The sequence below is a fragment of the Acidovorax delafieldii 2AN genome, assembly GCF_000175235.1.
GTDB lineage: Bacteria > Pseudomonadota > Gammaproteobacteria > Burkholderiales > Burkholderiaceae_C > Acidovorax > Acidovorax delafieldii_B.
This window is the reverse complement of the sequence record NZ_ACQT01000004.1, coordinates 14,750-38,116: the sequence shown is the minus strand read 5'-3', so window position 1 is coordinate 38,116 and position 23,367 is coordinate 14,750. Positions and strand designations below refer to the sequence as shown.

The following is a 23,367-nucleotide window of genomic DNA, read 5'->3' as shown; positions in this document are numbered from 1 at the left end:
AATATGACCACCTCCCAGACCGACGCCCCGCTGCTGCGCATTGAGCAGCTGACCGTGAACCTACCCTCTGGTGGCGACCGAGCACACGCGGTCAAGGACCTGTCCTTCGACCTGCGTGCCGGAGAGATCTTATGTATCGTGGGCGAGTCCGGATCGGGCAAGTCCATCAGCGCCAACGCCATCATGGGCCTGTTGCCCGCCTACCTCAGGCCCCAGACCGGGCGCATCCTGTTCAAGGGCCGCGACCTGCTGCAATTGCGCGAGGACCAATTGTTGGCGCTACGCGGCAAGGACATCGGCATGGTGTTCCAGGAGCCCATGTCGGCGCTCAACCCGCTGATGCGGGTGGGCGAGCAAATCGCCGAGGTGCTCACAGTGCATGGCGCCTACACCGGCTTAGCACGCCAGCAGCGCGTGCTGGAACTGCTCCACTTCGTGGGTCTGCCCGACCCATCGACGCTCAAGGACGCCTACCCCTTTCGCCTCTCGGGTGGCCAGCGGCAGCGCGTCATGATCGCCATGGCCCTTGCGCTGGAGCCGTCCATCCTGATCGCGGACGAACCCACGACTGCGCTGGATGTGACGACCCAGGCGCAAATCCTATCGCTGATCAAGCGCATCCAGTCCAGCATGGGCATGGGCGTTATGTTCATCACCCACGACTTCGGCGTGGTGGCCGACATCGCCGACCGCGTGGCCGTCATGGAAAAGGGCGTGCTGGTTGAGCAAGGACCGGCCGAGCAGGTGCTCAACCGCCCGCAACACCCCTACACCCAGCGCCTGATAGCCGCCGTACCCCACCGCGGCGGCGACTGCCTCACCGAAGACGCCACGAGCGACCCAGTTGTGCTGGACGTGAAAGACCTGCGCAAGACCTACGTCACCGAACGGGGCCTGTTTGTGCCCAAGCGCGTGGTACACGCAGTAGACGGCGTGAGCTTTCAGGTGCACCGGGGCCAGACCCTCGGCATCGTGGGCGAGTCTGGTTCGGGAAAATCCACCATAGGCAAATGCCTGCTTCGCTTGACCGAGATCGACGGCGGTCAAATCGTCTTCAACGGCACCGATATCGCCCAGCTTGCGCAGGCGCAGTTCCGGCCCATGCGCCAGCAGTTGCAGATGATCTTTCAGGACCCGTTCGCCTCGCTCAACCCTCGCCACACCGTGGGGCGCAGCATCACCGACGGCCCGGTAGCCAACGGCGTGCCCTACGCCGAAGCCGAGCGCAAGGCCCGCGAGCTGCTGCGCCTAGTAGAACTGGATGAGTCCGCCTTTGATCGCTACCCCAACGCCTTTTCGGGCGGTCAGCGCCAGCGCATCGGCATTGCTCGCGCCCTGGCCCTGGAGCCGCAGCTGATCGTGGCCGATGAGTCGGTGTCGGCTCTAGACGTTTCGGTTCAGGCCCAGGTACTCAAGCTGCTGCAGGACGTCCAGCAGCGTCTGAACCTGGCCATGATCTTCATCACCCACGACTTGCGCGTGGCGGCCCAGATGTGCCACCAGATCGTGGTCATGCACAAGGGCCGCATCGTCGAGCACGGCACACCAGCCCAGGTGATCGATCGCCCGCAGAACGAATACACGCAGCGCCTCATCGCGGCCATCCCTGGCAAACACTGGAGCCCGGTGGGCGCCAGCGTTGCCCTTGCCTGATCACCTCACCAACATGACCCAAACCCACCCCATCACGGCAGCCCGCAACGGCGGCCAGATCCTCATCCAGCAGCTGCGCAACCACGGCGCACGCCGCATCTTCCTGGTGCCTGGTGAAAGCTACCTTCCCTGCATCGATGCGCTCAACGAGCACCAGGACGCGATCCAGGCGGTGGTCTGCCGCCAGGAAAGCGGCGCCGCTTACATGGCCGAGGCCCACGGGAAGCTCACCGGCGCCCCCGGGATTTGCTTCGTCACGCGCGGCCCTGGCGCCACTAATGCAAGCATCGGCGTTCACACCGCCTTCCAAGACTCCACGCCAATGATCCTATTCGTAGGCCAAGTGGGTAACGGCTTCTACGAACGCGAGGCTTTTCAGGAAATCGACTACCGCCGCATGTTCGGCCAAATGGCCAAGTGGGTGGCGCAGATCGACCGCACCGACCGCATTCCGGAGTTCATCGCCCGCGCCTTTAGCGTGGCCACCAGCGGGCGCCCCGGCCCAGTGGTACTGGCCCTGCCCGAAGACACCCTGTGGGGAACGGCCCAGGTGGCTGACCTTCCGTCCTATACCCGCGTGCTGACACGTCCGGGCACGGCCGATCTCGACGCACTGCGCGAACGCCTTGAAGCAGCTCACAGCCCCTTCCTACTGGTGGGCGGAAGCGGCTGGACCTCCGAAGCCCTGGCCCAGGTGCGAGGCTTCGCCGAACGATTCGACCTGCCCGTGGGCGTGTCGTGGCGACGCCTGGAATGTTTCGACCAAAGGCATCCCAACTTTGCCGGCCATGTGGGCTGGGGGATGCACGAGGGCCTGCGCCAGCGCATGCGCAGCGTCGACCTGTTGCTGACACTGGGCGCGCGCTTGGGCGAAGCCACCACAGAGGGCTACAGCGTGGTCGAGAGCCCACGCCCGCGCCAGCAACTCGTCCACGTGTACGCCGACCCCAACGAACTCGGACGCGTATTCCAGCCCACCCAGGCCATCTGCGCCAGCAACGTCGGCATGGCGGAAGGCTTGGCCACCCTTAGCCCCAGCCGCATCCCGACCTGGGGTGCCCACACCCGTGCCGCCAACGCCGCCTATCGCGCGACGCTGGCGCCCCTGCCCTCGCCCAGCGCCATGAGCCTGGATCAGGCCGCCTGCCACGTGAACACCGTGCTGCCGGCCGAGGCATGCATCACCGTGGGCGCTGGCAACTACGCACTCTACCCGCACCGCTACCGCCAGTTCAATGGCATCGGCAGCTCGCTCGCACCCACCGTGGGCAGCATGGGCTACGGCCTGCCGGCTGCCATTGCGGCCAAGCTCGAGGATCCGCAACGCCCCGTGGTCTGCTACGCGGGCGACGGCTGCTTCCAGATGAACCTGCAGGAATTGGGCGTAGCCATGCAGTACCGGCTGGGCATCGTCGTGCTGGTGTTCAACAACGGCATGTGGGGCACCATACGTGCCCACCAGGAACGAGAGTTCCCAGACCGCACCATCGCGCTGACATTTGACAACCCGGACTTCGCCCATCTGGTGGGCGCCTACCGGGGCCACGGCGAGGTCGTCAGCGACAACACCCAGTTCGAGGCCGCCTTCGCCCGCGCCCTGGCTTTTGCCGAGCGCGAACGGCTACCGGCCCTCATCGAGATCCGCTACGACGCCGACGGCATCGCGCCCGGCGAAACGCTCTCCGCCATCCGCGCCAGCGCGCAGCAACTCCAGCGCGAGCGCGCGGCCGCCGTCTGAATACTCCGCACATCATGTCAAACACCTCACTACAAATAAACGGTCAGCGCCTGTGGCAGTCGCTGATGGAGCTCGCCCGCGTGGGCGCTACTGAACAGGGCGGCAACTGCCGCCTCGCCCTTACGGCCCTGGACGGCCAAGGCCGCGACCTCGTGGTCGGTTGGATGAAAGACGCCGGCCTGTCCATCAGCGTGGACCAGGTGGGCAACATCTTCGGCCGCCGTGCCGGCCGCAACCCAGCGCTGGCACCGGTGATGACTGGCAGCCACATCGATACCCAGCCCACGGGCGGAAAGTTCGACGGCTGCTACGGCGTCATGGCCGGGCTGGAAATCATGCGCACGCTGCAGGACACAGGCCTGCAGACTGAAGCTCCGCTGGAGCTGGCTATCTGGACCAACGAGGAAGGCTCGCGTTTTGTGCCGGTGATGATGGGCTCGGGGGTGTTCGCCGGCAAGTTCCCGCTGGCCACCGCGCTGGACGCCACCGACATGTCCGGCAAACGCGTGCGCGATGAGCTGCAGGCCATTGGCTACGCCGGCATGCTGCCAGTGGGCGGGCGCCCGGTGGGAGCCTACTACGAAGCCCACATCGAACAAGGCCCCATCCTGGAAGCCCAGGACAAGGTGATTGGAGTGGTCACCGGCTCGCTGGGCCTGCGCTGGTACGACGTGAACGTGACCGGCATGGAAATGCACGCCGGCCCCACCCCCATGTCGGTGCGCCAGGACGCGCTGTTCGCCGCGACCCACCTGATGCAGGAGGTCATCCACATCGCGCGCGACCACCAGCCTCACGGCCGCGGCACGGTGGGCGTGGTCCAGGTGCACCCGGGCTCGCGCAACGTGATTCCGGGGCAGGTGCAATTCACCGCAGACCTGCGCCACGAGGACGCGGCCACGCTGGCGCTCATGGATCAGCGCTGGCGCCAGGCCTGCGCCGAAGCGGGCGAGCGTTTCGGCGTAAAGGTGGAGCTGATCGACGTGCAGCACTTTCCACCAACGCCCTTTGCTACGCCGCTGGTGCAGCACATCCGCGAGCAGGCGCAGCGCGCTGGCTACTCCCACATGGACATCGTGACCGGAGCCGGCCACGACGCGGTCTACATCGCCGACGTGGCACCCACCGCCATGATCTTTGTACCCTGCAAGGACGGCATCAGCCACAACGAAATCGAGGACGCCCAGCCCGAGCACTTGGAGGCTGGCGCCAACGTGCTACTCAACGCCATGCTGCAGACCGCCGGTGTGCACCTTGCCCAGGAGGTAGTGGCATGAGCACGGCCGACTTCGACACCTGGCAAACCAGAGCCAACGCTGTGCGTCCGCTCCACCAAGCCTTCATCGACGGCCGCTTCGTCGACGCCGAAGATTGTCAGACTTTTGCCACTATCAACCCTGCCAACGGCCGGAAGCTGGCCGACGTGGCGGCCTGCCAGCCAGCCGATGTGGACCGCGCCGTACAAGCCGCGCGACGTGCCTTTGAGTCGGGCGTATGGTCACAGCAGCACCCCCGGGAACGCAAGCGCGTGCTGCTTCGCCTGGCGGCCCTGATCGAACTGCACCGCGATGAGCTGGCCCTGCTGGAAACGCTGGATATGGGGAAGCCCATCAGCGACGCCTTGGCCTACGACCTGCCAGAAACCGCTAAGTGTTTTGCCTGGTACGCCGAAGCCATCGACAAGCAGTATGACGAAATCGCGCCCACCGGCCCCGAGGCCTTGGCCACCATCACCCGCGAACCGATTGGTGTGGTAGCCGCCGTTGTACCTTGGAACTACCCGCTGATGATGGCCTCATGGAAGATTGCGCCCGCCCTGGCCGCCGGTAACAGCGTGCTACTCAAGCCAGCAGAGCAGTCGCCGCTGAGCGCCCTGCGCTTGGCCGAGCTGGCTGCCGAGGCCGGCGTGCCCCAGGGCGTGTTCAACGTGCTGCCCGGTCTGGGCCCGGTCACCGGCCAGGCCCTGGGCCTGCACATGGACGTGGACTGCCTCGCCTTCACCGGTTCCACCGCCACAGGCAAGCGCTTCATGGCCTATTCCAGCCAGTCCAACCTTAAGCGGGTGTGGCTGGAGTGTGGCGGCAAGTCGCCCCACATTGTGTTCGACGACTGCCCGGATCTCGACAAGGCCGCTCAGGCAGCCGCCGTAGGGATCTTCTCCAACCAGGGCGAGGTCTGCATTGCGGGTTCGCGCCTCTATGTGCAGAACGGCATCTACGACCGCTTCATGGACAAAGTTGCCCAGTATGCCCAGGGCATGCGCCCTGGCGACCCACTGGATCCCGCCACCACCATGGGCGCCATCGTCGACGAAACACAGATGCGCCGGGTGCTTGGCTACATTGAGTCCGGCCTGAGCGAAGGTGCGCAGCTGCGTACCGGTGGCCAGCGGGCACGCACTGCCACTGGCGGCTACTACGTGGAGCCCACCATCTTCGACTGCCCGCGCCAGGCCATGCGCATCGTTAACGAAGAGATCTTCGGCCCGGTCCTAGCCGCCCAGCGATTCAGCACAGAGGACGAAGCGGTGGCACTGGCCAATGACTCGCCCTATGGCCTGGGCGCCGGCCTGTGGACGGCGCAGTTGGGACGTGCGCACCGCATATCACGCCGCCTGCGTGCCGGTCTGGTATGGGTCAATTGTTACTTTGACGGCGACATCACCGTGCCCTTCGGAGGTGTCAAGCAATCCGGCTTCGGTCGCGACAAATCGCTGCACGCCCTGGACAAATACAGCGATTTCAAGACCACCTGGATTAACCTACTCTGATCGGTCCGGCCATCGTGATCTCTTCCAAGGCTTGCCAACGGCCCGCCCATAACCTCTGGTTGCACGCATGCGGCATCTTTTTGTGTGCCATCGTGGCCTTGGCCACGCTAGATGTGTTGGCGAAGGACCTAGTGGCCCGCCATCCAGCCCCCCTGGTCAACTTGGTGCGCTACAGCATCGTGCTGCTGATGGCCTTTGGCCTGATGCACAGGCGTGGCACCCGCTGGCGCTTGCCCGCAGCCTACCGCCGCATAGTGCTGTGGCGCGGAGTCATGCTAGGCACTGTAGGACTGACCTTCATGCAGGCCCTGAACACCATGCCGCTGGCCGAAGCCACCGCCATTTACTTCTTGTCGCCGCTGATCATCGTCGCCATCTCTCCCTGGCTGCTGGACGAGCAGGTAAGCACGGCACAGACCGTGGCAGTGGTAGCCGGCTTCGTCGGTATGCTGCTGATCGTGCGCCCGGGCGGCGCACTACCACTGGTTGGTACGGTGCTGATGCTGTTGGCCGCTGCCGCATACGCCATGTTGCAAATCCTCACCCGCCACCTAGCCGGAAAGGTCAGCATGGAGCAACAGTTCGCATGGACAGCGCTGATCTGCACCGTAATGACGGTCCTGTCCCTGCCAACGGCCGACCATTTGGCCTTACCCGGCGCACGCGACCTGGCTCTGATGGTCGCGGTGGGAGCCCTTAGTGGCATCGGCCAGTATCTGCTGATCGAGGCATTCCAGAAAGTACCTGCCTCGTCGCTGGCGCCCTTCAACTATTTCCACCTGCTACTCGCGGTGGTATTCAGCGTGCTCGTATTTGGGCAGCGGCCCGACGCCGTTGCGCTGCTGGGCATTTCCGTGATCGCTTGCGCAGGCCTAGCGCTGTCTCTACCTATGTTCCGAGCCCAGTGGCGAGCGATGCTTGCTTCGCGAGAGGCGGCCCGATGAAACCTCACACCACGACCACCCTGATCGACGAACTGACTCAGGCGGTGGGTGCCGCCCATGTGCTGACCGGTAATGCCATCCCACTCCAGAGCTGTACCGACTGGTTCCAAACCCACACCCATGTGCCGCTGGCCCTTGTACGCCCTGGTACCCCAGTCGAGGTGGCCCAGGTTATGACCATCTGTCATCGGCACGGCCAGCCTGTCACGCCGCAGGGCGGACTCACCGGCCTGGTGGCCGGCGCGGTGCCAGCCGAAAACGACATCGCCTTGTCCCTGGCGCGACTCAACGGCATCGAGGAAATCGACACCGCAGCGTGCACCCTCACGGTGCTGGCCGGAACACCGCTGCAGACTGCGCAGGACGCGGCCCGCGCCGCCGGGCTGCTGCTGGCCGTGGATCTGGGAGCACGAGGCTCATGTCAGGTCGGCGGCAACATCGCCACCAACGCCGGTGGCAACCGCGTGATCCGCTACGGCATGTTCCGCGACCAAGTGCTGGGCCTTGAAGCCGTACTGGCCGATGGCACCGTGGTGTGCGGGCTCAACAAGATGCTCAAGAACAACGCTGGCTATGACCTGAGGCAACTGTTCATCGGCTCGGAAGGCACTCTAGGCATCGTCACCCGAGCGGTGCTGCGCCTGCACCCGCAGCCTCAGAGTTGCAACACCGCCTGGTGCACCCTGCCCGACTACGACACGGTGGTGCGCTTTTTGCGTCATGCGCAACGCACCCTCAGCGGCACGCTGTCGGCGTTCGAAGTGATGTGGCCGGATTTCCACGAGCTGGCCACAACACGCATACCCGGGCTGCGCTCGCCCGTCAATGCACATGGCCTGCAGGTGCTCATCGAAATGGAAGGCGGTGAGGCCGGCCGCGACATGGCGATGTTCTCGAACATGCTGGAAGCCGCGCTAGAACAGGGGTGGCTGCGAGACGCGGCTATCGCACAGTCGCTCAAGGAGCGCGAGTCCTTCTGGCGTCTGCGCGACGCCGTGTCCGAATTTCCGTTGATGTGGGCGCCCTACTGCGGCTACGACGTCAGCCTGCCCATCAGTAGCCTTGGCCGTTTTGTAGACGAGCTTCAGAGGGCCCTGCGCGACACCTTCCCGCACTGCGAACACGTGCATTTCGGCCACGTGGGTGATAGCAATCTCCACGTGGGGGTACACATCCGCCCAGGCCACGGTGTCTTCCCAGAGGACCGGATTGATGCTTGTGTCTACGGCATTGTGCGCCGCTATGGCGGCTCGATCTCAGCCGAACACGGCATTGGAGAACATAAGAAAGCCTACCTCAGCCACTCACGCACGCCACAGGAGCTGGCGCTGATGCGCACGATCAAGCATGCGATGGACCCCAAGAACATCCTTAACCGGGGCAAGGTGCTGGCATGACCACGGTTTTTTTTTACAGCGATCTGGATGACCCGCAAGCCTGGCGGGCCACGCTGCAGGCGGCTCTTCCCGATCTGAAATTTGTAACCGGCCCTGAGTGCGACCAGCCGGAAGCTGTGGACGTGGCCTTGGTGTGGACGCCACCGCCCCAGGGCTTCCGTGCCTTCACCAATCTGCGCGCCGTGCTGTCGCTGGGCGCGGGCATCGATCAACTCCGCCTGACCGATATCGACGCCCATATCCCCGTAGCGCGCCTGATCGACCCAACCCTGACGCAGCGAATGGTCGAGTACTGCCTAGCTGCCGTCTTCTACTTCCACCGTCACTTGCATTTGCACGCCCGGCACCAGGCAGCGCGCGAATGGCGCTTTCTCCCCCCGGGAAACACTTCAGAGCGCCGCGTGCTGGTGTTAGGCCTGGGTGAGTTGGGCGCCGCCGTCGCCCAAGCCCTAGCACAACTGGGTTTCCAGGTCACCGGTTGGAGCCGCAGCGCCAAACAGATTACCGATGTGGAATGCCGCATTGGCAGTGCCGCCCTGGCGCAATCACTTGGTAGCTGCGACGTGGTCATTAACCTGCTGCCGCTCACGGCCGAGACATCGGGCCTGCTCAACCGCAATTTCTTCGCCCTGTTGAAGCCAGAGACCTGCCTGATTCAAGTGGGCCGGGGCGGGCATCTGGTCGAGGCCGATCTCCTAGCCGCACTAGATCAGGGCCAGGTCGCAGGTGCCTTCATTGACGTTTTCAGTGTCGAACCGCTCCCCGTAGATCACCCATTCTGGACGCATCCTTATCTGCGACTCACGCCCCACGTGGCCTCGCTCAGCGATCCAGCGCAATCGTCCGTCACTGTTATCGAGAACATCCGCCGCGCGATGCGTGGTGAGCCTCTCCAACACGCTGTTGACCGCACGGTCGGCTACTGAACTTCCTCACCACCTTCTTTCAAGATCCTGCATGAAAACGTTTTTTCACCCCGAGCAGCTGCTGCACCATCCCCAGACGTATCTCTCGCGCGGACAAATGCGCAAACCCCAAGAGGTCCCCGACCGTGCCCTCGCCATCCTGCGCGGAGTCAGCGAACTGGGCTTAGAGGTACATCAACCTGCTGACTATGGCGTAGCGCCAATTCAGGCGGTACACAGCGCGTCTTACCTCCGTTTTCTCGAAACGGCCTACGCCGAATGGAAGAAGATTCCGGCGGACTGGGGCGACGAAGTCATGTCCAACATCTTTGTGCGCGAACCCAATGCTCTGCGCGGCGTACTCGCTCAGGCAGCAGCCTATCTAGCTGACGGAAGCTGTCCAGTGGGTGAGTTCACCTGGCGCTCGGCCTACTGGGCAGCGCAGTGCGCGGCGGCTGCCGCCACGGCGGTGCTCAGTGGGGATCGCCAAAGCTACGCGCTCTGCCGACCGCCCGGTCATCACGCACGAACTGAGGCCGCCGGTGGCTTCTGCTACCTGAACAACGCAGCCATTGCGGCACAGCTCCTGCGCCAGAAGCACGCACGCGTGGCAATTTTGGACGCCGACATGCACCACGGTCAGGGCATACAAGAAATCTTCTACGAGCGCGACGACGTGCTTTATGTATCGATCCATGGCGATCCGACGAATTTCTACCCCGGTGTCGCCGGATTTCCCGATGAAACCGGCGCCGGCGCCGGCTTGGGCTTCAACCTGAACCTTCCCATGCCCCATGGTTCGTCCGAAGCTGTGTTCTTCGAGCAGATCGAACGTGCGCTGCTCGCCATCAGATCCTTCCAACCCGACGCGCTGGTCTTCTCACTGGGTTTCGATATTTACGAAGACGATCCGCAATCCCAAGTCGCGGTCAGCAGCGAAGGTTTTCGCCGCCTTGGCCAAGCCGTAGCGAGTCTGGACCTACCCACCGTCTACGTACAGGAAGGCGGTTATCACGTCGACGCTTTGGCACAGAACACCCGCATGTTCTTCTCAGGCGCACTCCAGCGCCCTGCCCCCTAATCCCCACCTTTTCAGTCTTTCCACAGGAGCACACCATGCAACGCGAATCTCATTTGAATAATGCTTCCCTTATGGCCCGGCGCGAAGCCGCTATCCCTCGTGGCGTTGGTCAAAGCCATCACATTTTTATCAGTAGGGCAGAGAACGCCGAAGTCTGGGACGTCGAAGGCTGCCGCTACATCGACTTCGCTGGCGGCATCGCCGTGCTGAACACTGGCCATCGCAATGCTGCCGTTATGGAGGCTGTGAAATCTCAACTCGACTGCTACACCCACACCTGCTTCCAGGTGCTGGCCTACGAACCCTACGTGGAACTGGCCGAGCGCATCAACGCCAAGGCACCGGGCAACTTCGCCAAAAAGACACTTTTCCTCACCACGGGTGCCGAAGCGGTGGAAAACGCCATCAAGATCGCTCGCGCCCATACGGGCCGCTCGGGCGTGATCGCGTTCTCCGGCGGCTACCATGGCCGCACCCTGCTGACGCTGGCTATGACTGGCAAAGTCGCCCCCTACAAACTTGGCTTTGGCCCTTTCCCTGCCGAAGTGTTCCACGCCCGCTTTCCCAGCGCCCTGCATGGTGTGAGCGTTGACGACACCATCGCCTCGATCGAGCAGATCTTCAAGAACGACATTGATGCCAGTCGGGTGGCCGCCATCATTCTGGAGCCTGTGCAGGGCGAGGGAGGCTTCAACGTGGCTCCGCCCGAATTGATGCGACACCTGCGTACCCTGTGCGATCAGCACGGCATCCTGCTGATCTGCGATGAGGTGCAGACCGGCGCAGGCCGAACCGGTACGTGGTTCGCCTGTGAACAAAGCGGCATCGCACCTGACCTCATCACCATGGCCAAATCCATGGCCGGTGGTTTTCCGATATCCGCCGTCGTCGGCCGTGCCGAAGTGATGGACGCTCCTGGAGCCGGTGGTCTGGGCGGCACCTACGCGGGCAGTCCGCTGGCCTGTGCAGCCGCGCTCGCGGTGTTGGACGAATTTGAGAAACATGATCTGCTGCAACGCAGCCGCGACATTGGTCAACGCATCACAACCAGCCTGCGAAACCTGGCCAAGCGCCACAGCAGCATTGCCGAAGTGCGAGGCCTTGGCGCCATGGTGGCCATGGAACTGTGCAAAAACGGTGACCCGCACCAGCCCGATGCCGAACTCACGAAAGCACTCGCCGCCGAAGCCACCAAACGTGGCCTGATCCTCCTGACCTGCGGTACTTACGGTAACGTTGTGCGCATCCTAGTGCCGCTTACTGCCGATGATGCGTTGATCGACGAAGGACTTGCGATCATTGCCGCATCACTTGATACGTTGCAGCCCCAAGCCTAAGCCGTTCCCACAGTCACCGAAGGAATGCCATGCGGCCCCAAGCCATCCCCACAGTTCAGATTGATGACGAGCGCACTATTGTCACTGAATGGCGCTTCCCGCCCACCGCCGAAACAGGCTGGCACACCCACGCACATGACTATGTGGTGGTGCCCATGACCGACGGCAACTTAGTGTTGGAAACCGATGAAGACATCAAGACCAGCCAGCTCGTTCAGGGCCGCAGCTATGCACGCCAGATCGGCGTGCGTCACAACGTCATCAACCCCGGCCCTGGCGAAGTGATCTTCGTCGAGGTGGAAATGCGCTGATCCCAGACTTATGGTCACGAACACATCCCCGCTCACTTTGCTACGAGACCCCAGCCTGCTGAAGACCGATGCCTTGGTCAACGGCCAATGGATGGCAGGCAGCAGCCGCTTTGCCGTGCACGATCCGGCCACAGGCGCCAAGCTCGCCGACGTGGCCAATCTGGGGCCGCAAGAGGCCGAGGCCGCCATCGCCGCAGCCAACGCCGCTTGGCCGGCTTGGAAGGCCAAGACGGCCAAGGAACGCAGCATCATCCTGCGCAAGTGGTACGACCTGCTGATGGCCAACCAGGACGATCTGGGCCGCATCATGACCGCCGAGCAGGGCAAGCCGCTGCCCGAGGCCAAGGGCGAGGTGGCGTATGGCGCCAGTTTTGTGGAGTGGTTTGCCGAAGAAGCCAAGCGCGTCAACGGCGAGACCTTGCCCCAGTTCGACAACAACCGCCGCCTGCTGGTGCTCAAGCAGCCCATCGGCGTGTGCGCCGCCATCACGCCGTGGAACTTTCCGCTGGCCATGATCACCCGCAAGGTGGCGCCTGCGCTGGCCGCCGGCTGCCCCGTGGTCATCAAGCCGGCCGAGCTGACGCCCCTCACGGCCCTGGCCGCCGCAGAGCTGGCCGTTCGCGCAGGCATTCCTGCGGGCGTGCTCAACATCCTGAGCGCCGACAGTGCCAACTCGATTGCGATTGGCAAGGTGCTGTGCGCCAGCGACGTGGTGCGCCACATCAGCTTCACGGGCAGCACCGAAGTGGGCCGCATCCTCATGGCCCAATCGGCACCCACGGTGAAGAAGATGTCGCTGGAGTTGGGTGGCAACGCACCCTTCATCGTGTTTGACGATGCCGATATCGACAGCGCCGTCGAAGGGGCGTTTGCCAGCAAGTACCGCAACGCCGGCCAGACCTGCGTGTGCACCAACCGCTTTTACGTGCAGGAAGGCGTGTACGACGCATTCGTGGCCAAGTTCGCCGCCAAGGTGAAGGCGGCCAAGGTGGGCAACGGCTTTGAAGACGGCGTGAGCCAGGGCCCGCTGATCGAGGAAGCCGCACTGGAAAAAGTGCAGCGCCATGTGGATGACGCGCTGGCCAAGGGCGGCCAAGTGGTGGCCGGAGGCAAGCGCCTGTCCAGCCTGGGCTCGGGCCAGTTTTTCGAGCCCACGGTGGTGGCTGGCGCCACGGCCGACATGCTGTGTGCGCGCGAAGAAACCTTCGGCCCCTTTGCGCCGGTGTTCAAGTTCAAGACCGAGCAGGAAGCCATCGACGCTGCCAATGCCACAGAATTCGGCCTGGCCAGCTACTTCTACAGCCGCGATGTGGGCCGCATTTTCCGTGTGAGCGAAGCGCTCGAATACGGCATGGTCGGCATCAACGTGGGTATCCTGGCCACCGAGCATGTGCCCTTTGGCGGCGTCAAGCAATCCGGCCTGGGCCGCGAAGGCTCGCACTACGGCATGGACGACTATGTGGAGATCAAGTACCTCTGCCTGGGGGACGTGCTGTTGTAGACCAGAAAGTACCCAGCGCATCAGCCGTTCGATGCGAATTGAGTCCATGCTCGATACGCTGGAGCAAGCGATGTAAGGCCCTTGCAAGGGGTCATTCTCGGCCCCCCGGTGCATGCAGGCGCTTGCGCCGAGGCATACGATGCTCTGCATTCAGGGCGGATGAAGCATCTCGGGACCCGGGACGAACACTGGGCCAGTATCTCAGCGGTTGATCTCGATGTGCGCAGGACTCTGGTTGATCGTCGCATCGTTGGTCGCGAAGTTCTTGCCACTGCGCCGCACGCGAGTATGGGGCGGTGGCAATTCCTGACCAGATCGCAGACACATGCAGGGGTCTCTGCTCAAAATGTCTCTGCCTCCAAAGTTCAGCGGCTGGAGACTACCTCGTGCAAGATCCGCATCGATTCGTTTTCCGAAATCTCCAACCGTGGCCACACAGCGATCTGCTGTGAACTTCAAGAGTTAGCCCAATGCCGGCCTCGCTAAAGTCCGCGACGATCGCCAGTCAAAACAGCCCCTGCGGCCAACTTTTTACCGCTATCTGCCTACACGGGGCCGTTCAACCTGTCCTGGCAGCAGCTGCCAAAAGGCGCCCAGTGTTGACTCCCACGCAAACTTAGCCCCGTGGGGTCAGGGGGTGCGGATAAAAACTTGGACTGGTTTTATGCCGCAAGCCCAAGACTCTCCCGGTTTTCGATAGGGCTGAGAGCCAAGGGAGAGCTTGATCCGCTTCTCGTTGTGTCAGCGGATGAGGAATCACCCACCTCGCCATCCATCGCATCAAACTGTCAGCTCGCAGGCACACAAGCATGTGGATCCTGCACTCCTACCGCGTATGCCATTGCCTGCCTAGATGCTTGGGCCAAATTGCGACCAACGTTCTTGTCACGTCCGCTGCGATACCAAAGAAGCATATTTCCATCATGGATGGCGATGATCCAGAGAACCGTCTCCTTGACCTGAAGGATACCGGGAAACTCGCCGCTTTCCTTCCCCTTTTCTAGGGTGCTTTCAAGCACCTCCTCGATGCGGGAATAAATGCTTCTGACTTGCGCCCTTACAGCGGACTTCTGGTTAGCAGACTCGATAGAGACCCACATGAGGATGGCCAGGTCATCCGGATTTCGAGCCGCCCATTCCGCTTGTAAGCGGTTGAAGAGAAGCAGCTTTTCAAAAGCGCATACGTTCGTGCTCTGCATGACCCTGGCGGTCTGCCCGATGGAGCGCTCCCCCATGTCCACTAGTATTGCCAGCAGCAAGGACTCCTTGCTCCGGAAAAAGTGGTAAATGGCGCCCTTGGTGAAGCCTGCAAGTTTGGCGATGTCCTCCAGGCTCGCATTGGCGTAACCCTTCTTGGCGAAAAGACGCCTCGCAGCGGAAACGATCTTTTCTACGGTTTCCTGACTATTTTTATGGGTAGCCATATCAAATGAACGGGTGCGTCGAATCGACGGCTCAGAGTATCCGAGATGCCGCCCGCATGCTGACGTATGCAACAAACACGGCCACCCATTGCTGTATCCTCGTTCAACTACTTGGGATTTGGTGCAATCGATCGAAATTTGCCATCGCGGACAGTCACGGCCTGCAGGGCATCGGATCCGAATCCTTCGTGGCTGTCCGCCGAATAGCAGAACTTTCCATCAACGTAGGGATTATCAATGCCACAGACCTTCTCCAACGCGTCACGAATCCTAGCTCCTGTCACAGGACCTTCGACTTTCGCCAGCGCAGCGGTCAAGGCAGCCATCCCTGTTGCCGTAAGGAGTTCGCCGAAACCGGACGGTGTCTTACCATTTGTCCGCAGCAACGCGCCCAGCTTTTTCAGCTTGGGAGATGGGTCATCCCAGTTGGCAAAGGCAAGAATGGTGACATTCTCCGCTGCCGAGCCGGCGGTTTCAATGAAAGAGCGCTGCACCAGTGCGCCAGACCCGATGATGGGTACGTTCAGTCCGACCTGACGCGCTGCGCGTACGAAGGCCGCGCCCATAGCGGGCGTAGAAGTCCAGAGCAGCACGCTGTCGGGGTTCGCCGCCCGAATCCGGGTGGCCGTCGCACTCAGGTCGACAGCCGCAGCCGGCGCACTTGCCAAGGACACGATTTCTATGCCGTGTTCCTTGGCGAACTTCTCAGCGAATGCAGCCGAATTCTTACCGTAGGCATCTTCCTGGTACATCACAGCCAGACGTTTGTAACCGGCCTTGAGTACCGCCGTCTCCATCGACGCTGTCACCAATAGTTCGTCGTTCGGACAAGTGCGGAACACCCAAGGGAAGAAGCTGTTCTCTTTCGCAGTGACAGAGATGGTGCCCACAGGCGTCAGAACCGGCACCTGTGCACGGGCCGCAATCGGCAACACGGCCAGCGCGGCTGAACCAATGGTAGGGCCAATGATGACAACCACCTTGTCCTGCTGAATCAGTTTGGTAGCGCCGCGCGCCGATTCAGTTGGATTGGTCTGGTCGTCATGGAAGACCAGTTCCAGCTTACGGCCCCGAAAACCGCCTTCTGCATTGTATTTTTCGGCTAGGACCTTAACCATGTCGCGCTCGGGAATACCGAAGGTCGCGGCTGCTCCGCTCAGGCTGAGCAGCACGCCGATCTTGACAGATTCCTGCCCTTGCGCCCCGGCATCGAACCCGAGACAAGACAAGCCAAAGCCCAGCATCGTTGAGCTGGCAAATGCCCGGCGGGAGTGAGATATCTTCATAATTTCGTCCTTTCGTTGGTGAATGCGGCTCGGCGGAATAGAAGCGATTGTCGGAAGGGGGGGTTAGACATCAGCGCTCATGTAGAGCGCCATTAGGTCGTCTACGCCCTGGAGTTCAGCGGAGTTGCCTGCCGCCACAAGGTGGCCGTGCACCAGCACCAGGTAGCGGTCGGCGATGCCGGCAGCGAACGGCAGGTTCTGCTCAGCGACCAGTAGCGCCAGCCCCTGGCGGCGCAGCAGCGTGAATGCGTCGCGCAGCAAGTCGAAAATCACCGGCGCCAGACCCTGCGACGGTTCATCGAGGAGCAGCACGCGCGGCTCCCTACCCAGCGCCATGCCGATGGCCAGCATCTGCTGCTCACCGCCACTGAGCATGCCGGCCATGGCGTTCATACGTTCAGCAAGGATGGGGAACATTCCCAGGATGTTTTCGCGGATCGGCTCCCGTCGTGCAGGGGGCGAAAGGCGCAGTCCGAGTTCGAGGTTCTCGGCGACCGACATCGCCGGGAACACGTTCCCGCGCCGCTCAGGCACGAATGCCAAGCCGCGCGCAGCGCGCACTTCAGGCGGTAGGCCGGCAATGGACAGCCCGTCTAGCGTCAATGCCCCGCCGCCGCGCACGGTGCCGGCCATGGCGCCCAGCAAACTGCTTTTGCCCGCACCATTGGGGCCGAGCAACACCACCAATTCGCCGGCGGCCACTTGCAGATCCACCCCTTCGACGACGCGGATTCGGCCATAGGCGGCGTCCAGAGAACGCCCTTCCAGCGCGTTGGGGAGGGAGGGAGAATGTACGGTTGTCATAGAGTGGTCCCTATAGATGGCTGGGCGCCGGACAGGCCGGGTGTGCTACTGCCCAGATAGGCGGCGACGAAGGCGGGATCGCGCATCAGTTCTTCCGGATGGCCTTGCGCCAGTAGAGCGCCACGATCCAGGACGACCGTGTGGTCGGACAAGCTGCGCACCATCGCAAAGTTGTGCTCAACCAGCAGCACGCCAACGCCGCTGGCTGCGATGCGGCGAATCTCGCTGCTCAGCAGTTGCTGCTCGGCCCGAGTCAGGCCCGCGGCGGGTTCGTCCAGCAGCAGGTAGCGCGGTTTGTTGGCAATGGCACGGGCGACTTCGACCAGACGCACCATACCCATCGGGAGTTCGCCCAGGGAGGCATGACGCAGGCCATCAAGCCCAAAGTCGTCCAGAATGCGATCGCAGGCGGCGGAAAACGCACGTTCCTGCCGCGCCACGACGGGCAGACGCAGCATCGCGCCCAGGATACCGGCCCGCGAAACCGGGTAGAAGCCGCACAAAACGGCGTCCTCCACGCACACCCGAGGATCGAAACGCGGCGTCTGGAAAGTGCGCGCCAGCCCCCGGCCAATACGCTGCCAGGCCGGAACGCGCGCCAAGTTCTGGCCGTCAATGCAGACAGTGCCTTGGTCTACGGCCACCAGCCCCGTGATGCTATTAAACAAGGTGCTCTTGCCTGACCCATTGGGCCCGATGACGGTTACTATCCGCCCAGGGTCTACCCGCACCGAAATATCCTTGAGAGCATGGACGCCGCCGAACTGAACAGATATGTTTTCCACCTCGATGCTCATGGAGTTCCTCCTGGCACGGTCCGCATTTCGGCGACCGGCAGTCTGGACTCAGGCGCGCGCTGCTTGCTCCGCCAGCGGGTGCCCAGCAGCCCACCTGGCGCCAGCATCAGCACCACCAGCAGAATGCCGCCGTAGACCATGCCGTGACTTTCAGTGGCGGGCAGGTACAGCGTGACAAGCATCAGCGCCGCTGCACCGGCTACGGGGCCGAGGAGCGTTCCTGCGCCGCCGACGACGGCCATCAGCAGCACGCTGATGGAGACCTGCGTGGTCAGCGAGTCGGGCCCCATGTAGCTCATGTGATGGGCATACAGCCAGCCGGCCAGCCCTGCGAGTGCCGCAGACGCCGCGAAGGTGTTGGCAAGCAGATGCGGAACACCCACGCCGTCTGCAGTGGCGCGCAGAGGATCGTGACGCGCCGTGTTGATGGCGAGGCCGTATGTCGAACCCATCAGGTTCGCGTAGAGCGCCACCACCACAAGCACCCCCCCCCAGACCAGGAAGTGCATCTGCTGCACACCTTTGACTAGGGGCAGCGGAGGTATTCCTGAAAGGCCGATGTAGCCACCCGTGAAATCACCGCCCTCGCGTATCGCTATCTCAAACAGTCCACTCAGCAGGAAGGTGGCGATGGACAGTGGCAGCGGCGACAGTCGTGTGAGAGCGCGCGCCAAGGGATAGGCCACAAGCATGGGCACGATCATCGCGAACGGCAGCCCCAACCAGGGCGAAAAACCGTAACGGGTGCTCAGAATGGCGCTGCCAAATGCGCCAATGGACGCGAACGCGGCAGTAGCCATGGAAAGAATGCCGGCCTGCCCATAACACAGCCCGACGGACAACGCCATGAGCGCGAAGATGCCGATCATGACACTGTTGTCGAGCCAGAAAGGCCGGCCCCAGCTAAGCAGTGTGCCCGCAATCACCAGAGCAAGCAAAACGAGCACAGGCCGCTGACGAATAAGGAGATGATGTTTCATGCGCGTCCTCCTACGACACCAGCCACATTGACCCGACCGCTGATCAGCACCAGCAGCGTAAAAAGCATCGGCATACCGCTCGCCCAGCCCGAAGGTAGGTATCCCGCCGATAAGGCTTGCACCGTACCGATGACGACACCGCCGACGAAGCCACGCAATGGGCTGTGCAGGCCGAACAGCGCCGCTGCGCCAAAACCCGCGATGGTCAGATGCAGGCCCGCGCTGTAGCTCATGCCCGTGGTGTACAGAATGAGCACGCCCGCAATGCCGGCCAGCAGGCCACCGACCACATATGTCATCAGTGCGATGTGGCGCACAGGAATCCCGGCCAATGCCGCCGCCAGCGCGTTTGCAGCGCAGGCACGCATGTCCCGCCCCCACGCACTTCGGTATAGCCACAGGTAAAGCAGGAGCATCAGAAACAGCGCGGTGCCGACGTTGATCGCGGCCTGTGGATTGATGCGTATGCCTGCCCACTGCCAGGATGTCTCGAAGGCCTGGCGCACCATGGGGTCCTTGCCGAAAAATGTCAGGACGAAAGACTCCAGGATGATGGCGAAGCCAAAGGTGGCGAGCACCACCACCAGAGGGTCGTTCCTGGCGCCACCCCGGCCGCCCGCATTGATGCGCGCCGACAAGAGGCCCGCCAGCAGCGAAGCTAGGACCGCTCCACAGAGACCTAGCAAGATACCAAACGATCCGCCCAGCAGCATCGCGATGGCAGCGGCCAGCACCGCATAGGCGCCGACGCCTAGGTCCACCGAGTCGGTGGTGGCAAAGAGCAGGCTCACAGGGAATGCCAGCAGCCCGTAGATGGCGCCCAGAAGGATGCCGCGTACCAGGAACTCCATCATTTCAATCAGCATAAATACTCCTCATTGGAGGGGGCTGTAACAATCACGCGGCCTGCAGGTCGGCCGTGGCCCAAAGGGCCCAAAGCTCATCTCGCCGATCGGCAGTCTTCTTGGCACTGGCTGCGCGCACGTAGCCATAACCGCGCAGCGTCTCCGGCAAGGATGCAATCTCGGCTGCTAGGGATATGCGGCCTGCGTCCAGTTCAGCTAGCACTCGCTCGACATCGGACTCATACTGTGCGATTGCTGCCAACGCCGCATGACGTTCCTCGCTGCGCCGGAACGGGTCCAGCCAGGTTCCCCGCAGGAAGCGCAACCGTGCTAACACATGGAACAGCGGCCACACCCAGGGCCCGACTTCGCTTTTTCGGATATCGCTGTTGTCGGGATCCCGGCGCGCGAACGGCCCCGCCCCCAAATGGAAATGCAGCTTGAAGTCACCCTCGAAAGTGCGCTTGAGTTCCGCCACGAACTCAGGCGCCGAATAGAGGCGAGCCACCTCGTATTCGTCCTTATAGGCCAGCAGCTTGTAGTAGTAGCGGGCCACGGCCTTGGCAAGCCTCTCGTCGGATGGCGCCTCCGCCACCCGCCGCTCGGCCTGCGCTACACGTTCGACCAATGTCCGGTACCGCTGCGCGTAGGCTGCGTTCTGGAACTGGGTGAGCGCTTGGCTGCGGTGGTCAATGATGGCTTGCAGCCGCTGCAGTGGTGCAGGTTCGAACCGGAGTACCTGACCATGGCCCGAAGGCCCCAGTGCCGATGATCGGGCGGATTCGATACGTGCCGGATCGTGGGCTGCTACTCTGCCCCACGCAAAGCTAGCGAGATTGGTATCCACGCTAACCCCATTAAGCCGGATCGCTCGCTCGATAGCCGAGCGCGAGATCGGCACCCAGCCCTTCTGCCAGGCCAGCCCGAGCACGAACAAATTGGCCGTCAGCGGATCGCCCATCAGATCGGTGGCGATGGTGCCGGCCGGAAGGGCAACCAGGTCGCATGCGGCTGCGGCAACCCGAGCTTGCAAGGCAGCCGTATCAGGCGACCAGTCGGGATTGCGGGCAAAGTCGCGTGTCGGGGCCAAATCGGTATTGAGGACCACCCGCGTACGCGCCGCAGCCATGCGGTCGACGGCCTCGGTGCTGGCGGTCACGATCAGGTCGCATCCGAGTATCAGGTCGGCTTCGCCTAGGCCCAGCCGGTAGCTACCCATATCTTCGGCATGCCGTGCCAGCCGGATGTGCGACATCACTGCACCGTACTTCTGCGCCAATCCGGTAAGATCCAGCGAGCTCGCATGAATGCCTTCCAGGTGAGCCGCCATGGTGATGATGGCACCTACGGTGATGACACCGGTGCCGCCGATGCCGGTGACGATGACTCCCCGCGCCCCATCCAGTACGGGCACCTCGGGCTCGGGCAGCGCAATGTCATAAGGTGAAGGCCGCGCTCCGCTCGCCATGCTCCGCACCTTGCCACCTTGCACGGTCACAAAGCTAGGGCAAAAACCTTTGACGCAAGAAAAGTCCTTGTTGCACGAAGCCTGGTTGATGCGGCGCTTGCGCCCCAATTCGGTTTGCAGTGGCTCGATCGAAAGGCAGTTAGATTCCTCGCTGCAGTCGCCGCAGCCTTCACAGACGGCCGGATTGATAAAGGTACGTTTGTGCGGGTCTGGCAGATTGCCGCGCTTGCGCTGGCGCCGCCGCTCGGTAGCGCACATCTGGTCGTAGATCAATACAGAGACACCGTCGTGCTCGCGCAATTCGCGCTGCACCGCATCCATACGCTCGCGATGATGCACGGGAACACCGTCGGGCAGGCGCTGGCGACTATACTTATTTGGATCATCGGTCACCACCACCACCCGCGCCACACCTTCGGCAAGCAACTCGGTCGCCAGTTGCGCCGGGGTCAACTCACCCTCGATCGGTTGACCGCCGGTCATGGATACAAAGCCATTGAGTAGCAGCTTGTAAGTGATATTGACCTTCGCCGCCACGGCTTGGCGTATGGCCAGGAAACCCGAGTGGTAGTAGGTGCCGTCCCCGATGTTGGCGAACATGTGCTTGTGCTCGCTGAAGGGCGATTGCCCGACCCACATCGCGCCTTCTGCGCCCATGTGCGAAATGGGCCCGGTGCGCTCCGTATCGAGCAACAGTGCGATGGAGTGGCACCCGATGCCGGCCAGCGCCAGACTTCCATCCGGCACCCGCGTCGAGGTGCTGTGCGGGCAGCCCGAGCAAAAAGTCGGCGCGCGATCGACCGTTGGCGTGGCTACTGTGGGCACCAGGGCGGGGATGGCCGTCCGCTGCAGTCCCAGCCAAGCGGCGATGTGCGCAGCGATGACCGAAGGCGACAGCTCTCCCACCAGCGGCAATGCAGGCGCACCGCGCTGCGAGGACCATATGCCTGCTCCATGAAACTTGCCGTGCACGCTTGGCTGCTCGCCACCTGCATCGAACAGGATGCTCTTGATCTGATCTTCCAGCAGCGGCCGCTTCTCCTCCACAACCAGGAGGCTGTCCAGGCCTCTGGCGAAATGGGTCACGATGTCGGCGTCGAGCGGCCAGACCATGCCGACCTTAAGTAGCCGCAGCCGAGCGCGCGGCAACATCACGCCTTCGCGCTCCAACCTATCCAGCGCCAATTGAGTGTCGGACCAGGACTTACCCGCACTCACGATGCCGACCGTCGCGCCATCGCCCGCACCTTCGATACGGTTAAGCCGGTTTGCGCGCGCGAAGGCCAGAGCGGCGGGCAGACGCTGCTGGTACAGGCGAGCCTCCTGCATGGGAGCGGGTTCGAATCGCTTGATGTGACGGTCGGGCGTCAAACCACCGGACTCGGGAGGGAGCACGATAGATGGACTATCAGGCCCAACGCGCACTGAGCCCGAACCCTCGACCACGTCAGTCACCAACTTGAGGGCCACCCAGCAGCCGGCGTAGCGACTCATGGCAAGACCCAGCTGCCCATAATCCAGTATCTCCTGCACGTTAGACGGATACAGCACCGGAATGCCGGCAGCCACAAAGGCCTGTTCCGACTGATGGGCCTGGGTGGATGACTTGGCTGCGTGGTCGTCACCCGCAAGGGCGAGCACACCGCCGAGCGCCGAAGTTCCGGCTGCATTGGCGTGCTTGAACGCATCGCCGCTGCGATCCACACCCGGCCCCTTGCCATACCAGATGCCGAATACGCCATCCACGCGCGGCCCCGGGAGGATCGGAACATACTGGGTACCCCAGACGGCCGTCGCGGCGAGATCTTCGTTCACGCCGGGCTGGAAATGAATGTCCAGTTGCTTGAGCAGCTTGCCAGCCTGCCACAGTTCCATGTCGAAGCGTCCCAGCGGAGAGCCTCGGTAGCCAGAGATGAACCCTGCGGTGCGCAAGCCCTCACGCTGGTCGCGCATGCGTTGCTGCAGCGGAAGTCGCACCAGAGCCTGGTTGCCTGACATGAAGACGACGCCCGATTCACGGGTGTAGCGTTCAGACAGGTCGGCGAGCATGGGTTCGGTGGGCAACGGAGGAAGTACGGACGTAGCCGTCCCCACCGCCGAGGCAGTGTTGTCGTCTGTCATGTTGT

The 23,367-nt window shown here is 62.8% G+C and carries 19 protein-coding genes; 11 read left to right on the top strand and 8 right to left on the bottom strand.

All coding sequences use genetic code 11. The features are described 5' to 3' along the window. Nucleotides 1-3: 3 nt before the first annotated feature. From ACDELDRAFT_RS01650 to ACDELDRAFT_RS01600, 11 genes are read left to right on the top strand one after another with little or no spacing between them, the layout of a single operon-like run. Nucleotides 4-1,653: an ABC transporter ATP-binding protein gene (locus ACDELDRAFT_RS01650; RefSeq protein ID WP_005792996.1), complete on the top strand. Its 1,650-nt coding sequence runs from the start codon at nucleotides 4-6 to the stop codon at nucleotides 1,651-1,653. Nucleotides 1,654-1,666: 13 nt separating this feature from the next. Next, nucleotides 1,667-3,391, top strand: coding sequence for a thiamine pyrophosphate-binding protein (locus tag ACDELDRAFT_RS01645; RefSeq protein WP_005792995.1), 1,725 nt, complete (start codon nucleotides 1,667-1,669; stop codon nucleotides 3,389-3,391). Between the two features lie 14 nt (nucleotides 3,392-3,405). Next, nucleotides 3,406-4,668, top strand: a complete 1,263-nt coding sequence (locus tag ACDELDRAFT_RS01640; RefSeq protein WP_005792994.1) for a Zn-dependent hydrolase — start codon at nucleotides 3,406-3,408, stop codon at nucleotides 4,666-4,668. Continuing rightward, nucleotides 4,665-6,161, top strand: a complete 1,497-nt coding sequence (locus ACDELDRAFT_RS01635; RefSeq protein ID WP_005792993.1) for an aldehyde dehydrogenase — start codon at nucleotides 4,665-4,667, stop codon at nucleotides 6,159-6,161. The genes ACDELDRAFT_RS01640 and ACDELDRAFT_RS01635 overlap by 4 nt, the downstream gene beginning before the upstream one ends. A 14-nt stretch (nucleotides 6,162-6,175) precedes the next feature. Continuing rightward, a complete protein-coding gene (locus tag ACDELDRAFT_RS01630; RefSeq protein ID WP_005792992.1) occupies nucleotides 6,176-7,105 on the top strand; it encodes a DMT family transporter in 930 nt (309 codons plus the stop codon). Beyond that, nucleotides 7,102-8,502, top strand: a complete 1,401-nt coding sequence (locus tag ACDELDRAFT_RS01625; RefSeq protein ID WP_005792991.1) for an FAD-binding oxidoreductase — start codon at nucleotides 7,102-7,104, stop codon at nucleotides 8,500-8,502. The genes ACDELDRAFT_RS01630 and ACDELDRAFT_RS01625 overlap by 4 nt, the downstream gene beginning before the upstream one ends. Next, a complete protein-coding gene (locus ACDELDRAFT_RS01620) occupies nucleotides 8,499-9,428 on the top strand; it encodes a 2-hydroxyacid dehydrogenase (RefSeq protein ID WP_005792990.1) in 930 nt (309 codons plus the stop codon). Before ACDELDRAFT_RS01625 ends, ACDELDRAFT_RS01620 begins: the two co-directional genes overlap by 4 nt. Nucleotides 9,429-9,459: 31 nt before the next feature. After that, on the top strand, nucleotides 9,460-10,488 hold the full coding sequence (locus ACDELDRAFT_RS01615) for a histone deacetylase family protein (RefSeq protein ID WP_005792989.1): 1,029 nt from the start codon (nucleotides 9,460-9,462) through the stop codon (nucleotides 10,486-10,488). 35 nt (nucleotides 10,489-10,523) lie between these two features. Next, nucleotides 10,524-11,825, top strand: a complete 1,302-nt coding sequence (gene gabT, locus ACDELDRAFT_RS01610) for a 4-aminobutyrate--2-oxoglutarate transaminase (RefSeq protein WP_005792988.1) — start codon at nucleotides 10,524-10,526, stop codon at nucleotides 11,823-11,825. A 29-nt stretch (nucleotides 11,826-11,854) separates the two neighbouring features. Further along, nucleotides 11,855-12,136 (top strand): cupin domain-containing protein, encoded by a 282-nt coding sequence (locus ACDELDRAFT_RS01605; protein ID WP_005792987.1) that lies wholly within the window; start codon nucleotides 11,855-11,857, stop codon nucleotides 12,134-12,136. Between the two features lie 10 nt (nucleotides 12,137-12,146). Next, nucleotides 12,147-13,637: an NAD-dependent succinate-semialdehyde dehydrogenase gene (locus ACDELDRAFT_RS01600; protein ID WP_005792986.1), complete on the top strand. Its 1,491-nt coding sequence runs from the start codon at nucleotides 12,147-12,149 to the stop codon at nucleotides 13,635-13,637. Between the two features lie 201 nt (nucleotides 13,638-13,838). On the opposite strand, the gene ACDELDRAFT_RS25955 is transcribed toward ACDELDRAFT_RS01600, so the two are convergent. From ACDELDRAFT_RS25955 to ACDELDRAFT_RS01565, 8 genes are all read right to left on the bottom strand, one after another. After that, on the bottom strand, nucleotides 13,839-13,964 hold the full coding sequence (locus tag ACDELDRAFT_RS25955; RefSeq protein WP_269763806.1) for a hypothetical protein: 126 nt from the start codon (nucleotides 13,962-13,964) through the stop codon (nucleotides 13,839-13,841). A 461-nt stretch (nucleotides 13,965-14,425) separates the two neighbouring features. Next, complete coding sequence (locus ACDELDRAFT_RS01595; RefSeq protein ID WP_005792985.1) at nucleotides 14,426-15,061, bottom strand: TetR/AcrR family transcriptional regulator; 636 nt, start codon at nucleotides 15,059-15,061, stop codon at nucleotides 14,426-14,428. Between the two features lie 107 nt (nucleotides 15,062-15,168). Next, complete coding sequence (locus ACDELDRAFT_RS01590) at nucleotides 15,169-16,347, bottom strand: ABC transporter substrate-binding protein (protein ID WP_005792984.1); 1,179 nt, start codon at nucleotides 16,345-16,347, stop codon at nucleotides 15,169-15,171. Between the two features lie 63 nt (nucleotides 16,348-16,410). Further along, a complete protein-coding gene (locus ACDELDRAFT_RS01585) occupies nucleotides 16,411-17,151 on the bottom strand; it encodes an ABC transporter ATP-binding protein (protein WP_005792983.1) in 741 nt (246 codons plus the stop codon). Then, nucleotides 17,148-17,948, bottom strand: coding sequence for an ABC transporter ATP-binding protein (locus tag ACDELDRAFT_RS01580; protein WP_005792982.1), 801 nt, complete (start codon nucleotides 17,946-17,948; stop codon nucleotides 17,148-17,150). Before ACDELDRAFT_RS01580 ends, ACDELDRAFT_RS01585 begins: the two co-directional genes overlap by 4 nt. Beyond that, the gene (locus ACDELDRAFT_RS01575) at nucleotides 17,945-18,928 is read right to left on the bottom strand and encodes a branched-chain amino acid ABC transporter permease (protein WP_005792981.1); all 984 of its coding nucleotides are present in this window, start codon (nucleotides 18,926-18,928) and stop codon (nucleotides 17,945-17,947) included. Before ACDELDRAFT_RS01575 ends, ACDELDRAFT_RS01580 begins: the two co-directional genes overlap by 4 nt. Beyond that, a complete protein-coding gene (locus ACDELDRAFT_RS01570; RefSeq protein ID WP_005792980.1) occupies nucleotides 18,925-19,794 on the bottom strand; it encodes a branched-chain amino acid ABC transporter permease in 870 nt (289 codons plus the stop codon). The genes ACDELDRAFT_RS01575 and ACDELDRAFT_RS01570 overlap by 4 nt, the downstream gene beginning before the upstream one ends. A 31-nt stretch (nucleotides 19,795-19,825) precedes the next feature. Next, nucleotides 19,826-23,362: an indolepyruvate ferredoxin oxidoreductase family protein gene (locus ACDELDRAFT_RS01565; RefSeq protein WP_005792979.1), complete on the bottom strand. Its 3,537-nt coding sequence runs from the start codon at nucleotides 23,360-23,362 to the stop codon at nucleotides 19,826-19,828. Nucleotides 23,363-23,367: the final 5 nt, after the last annotated feature.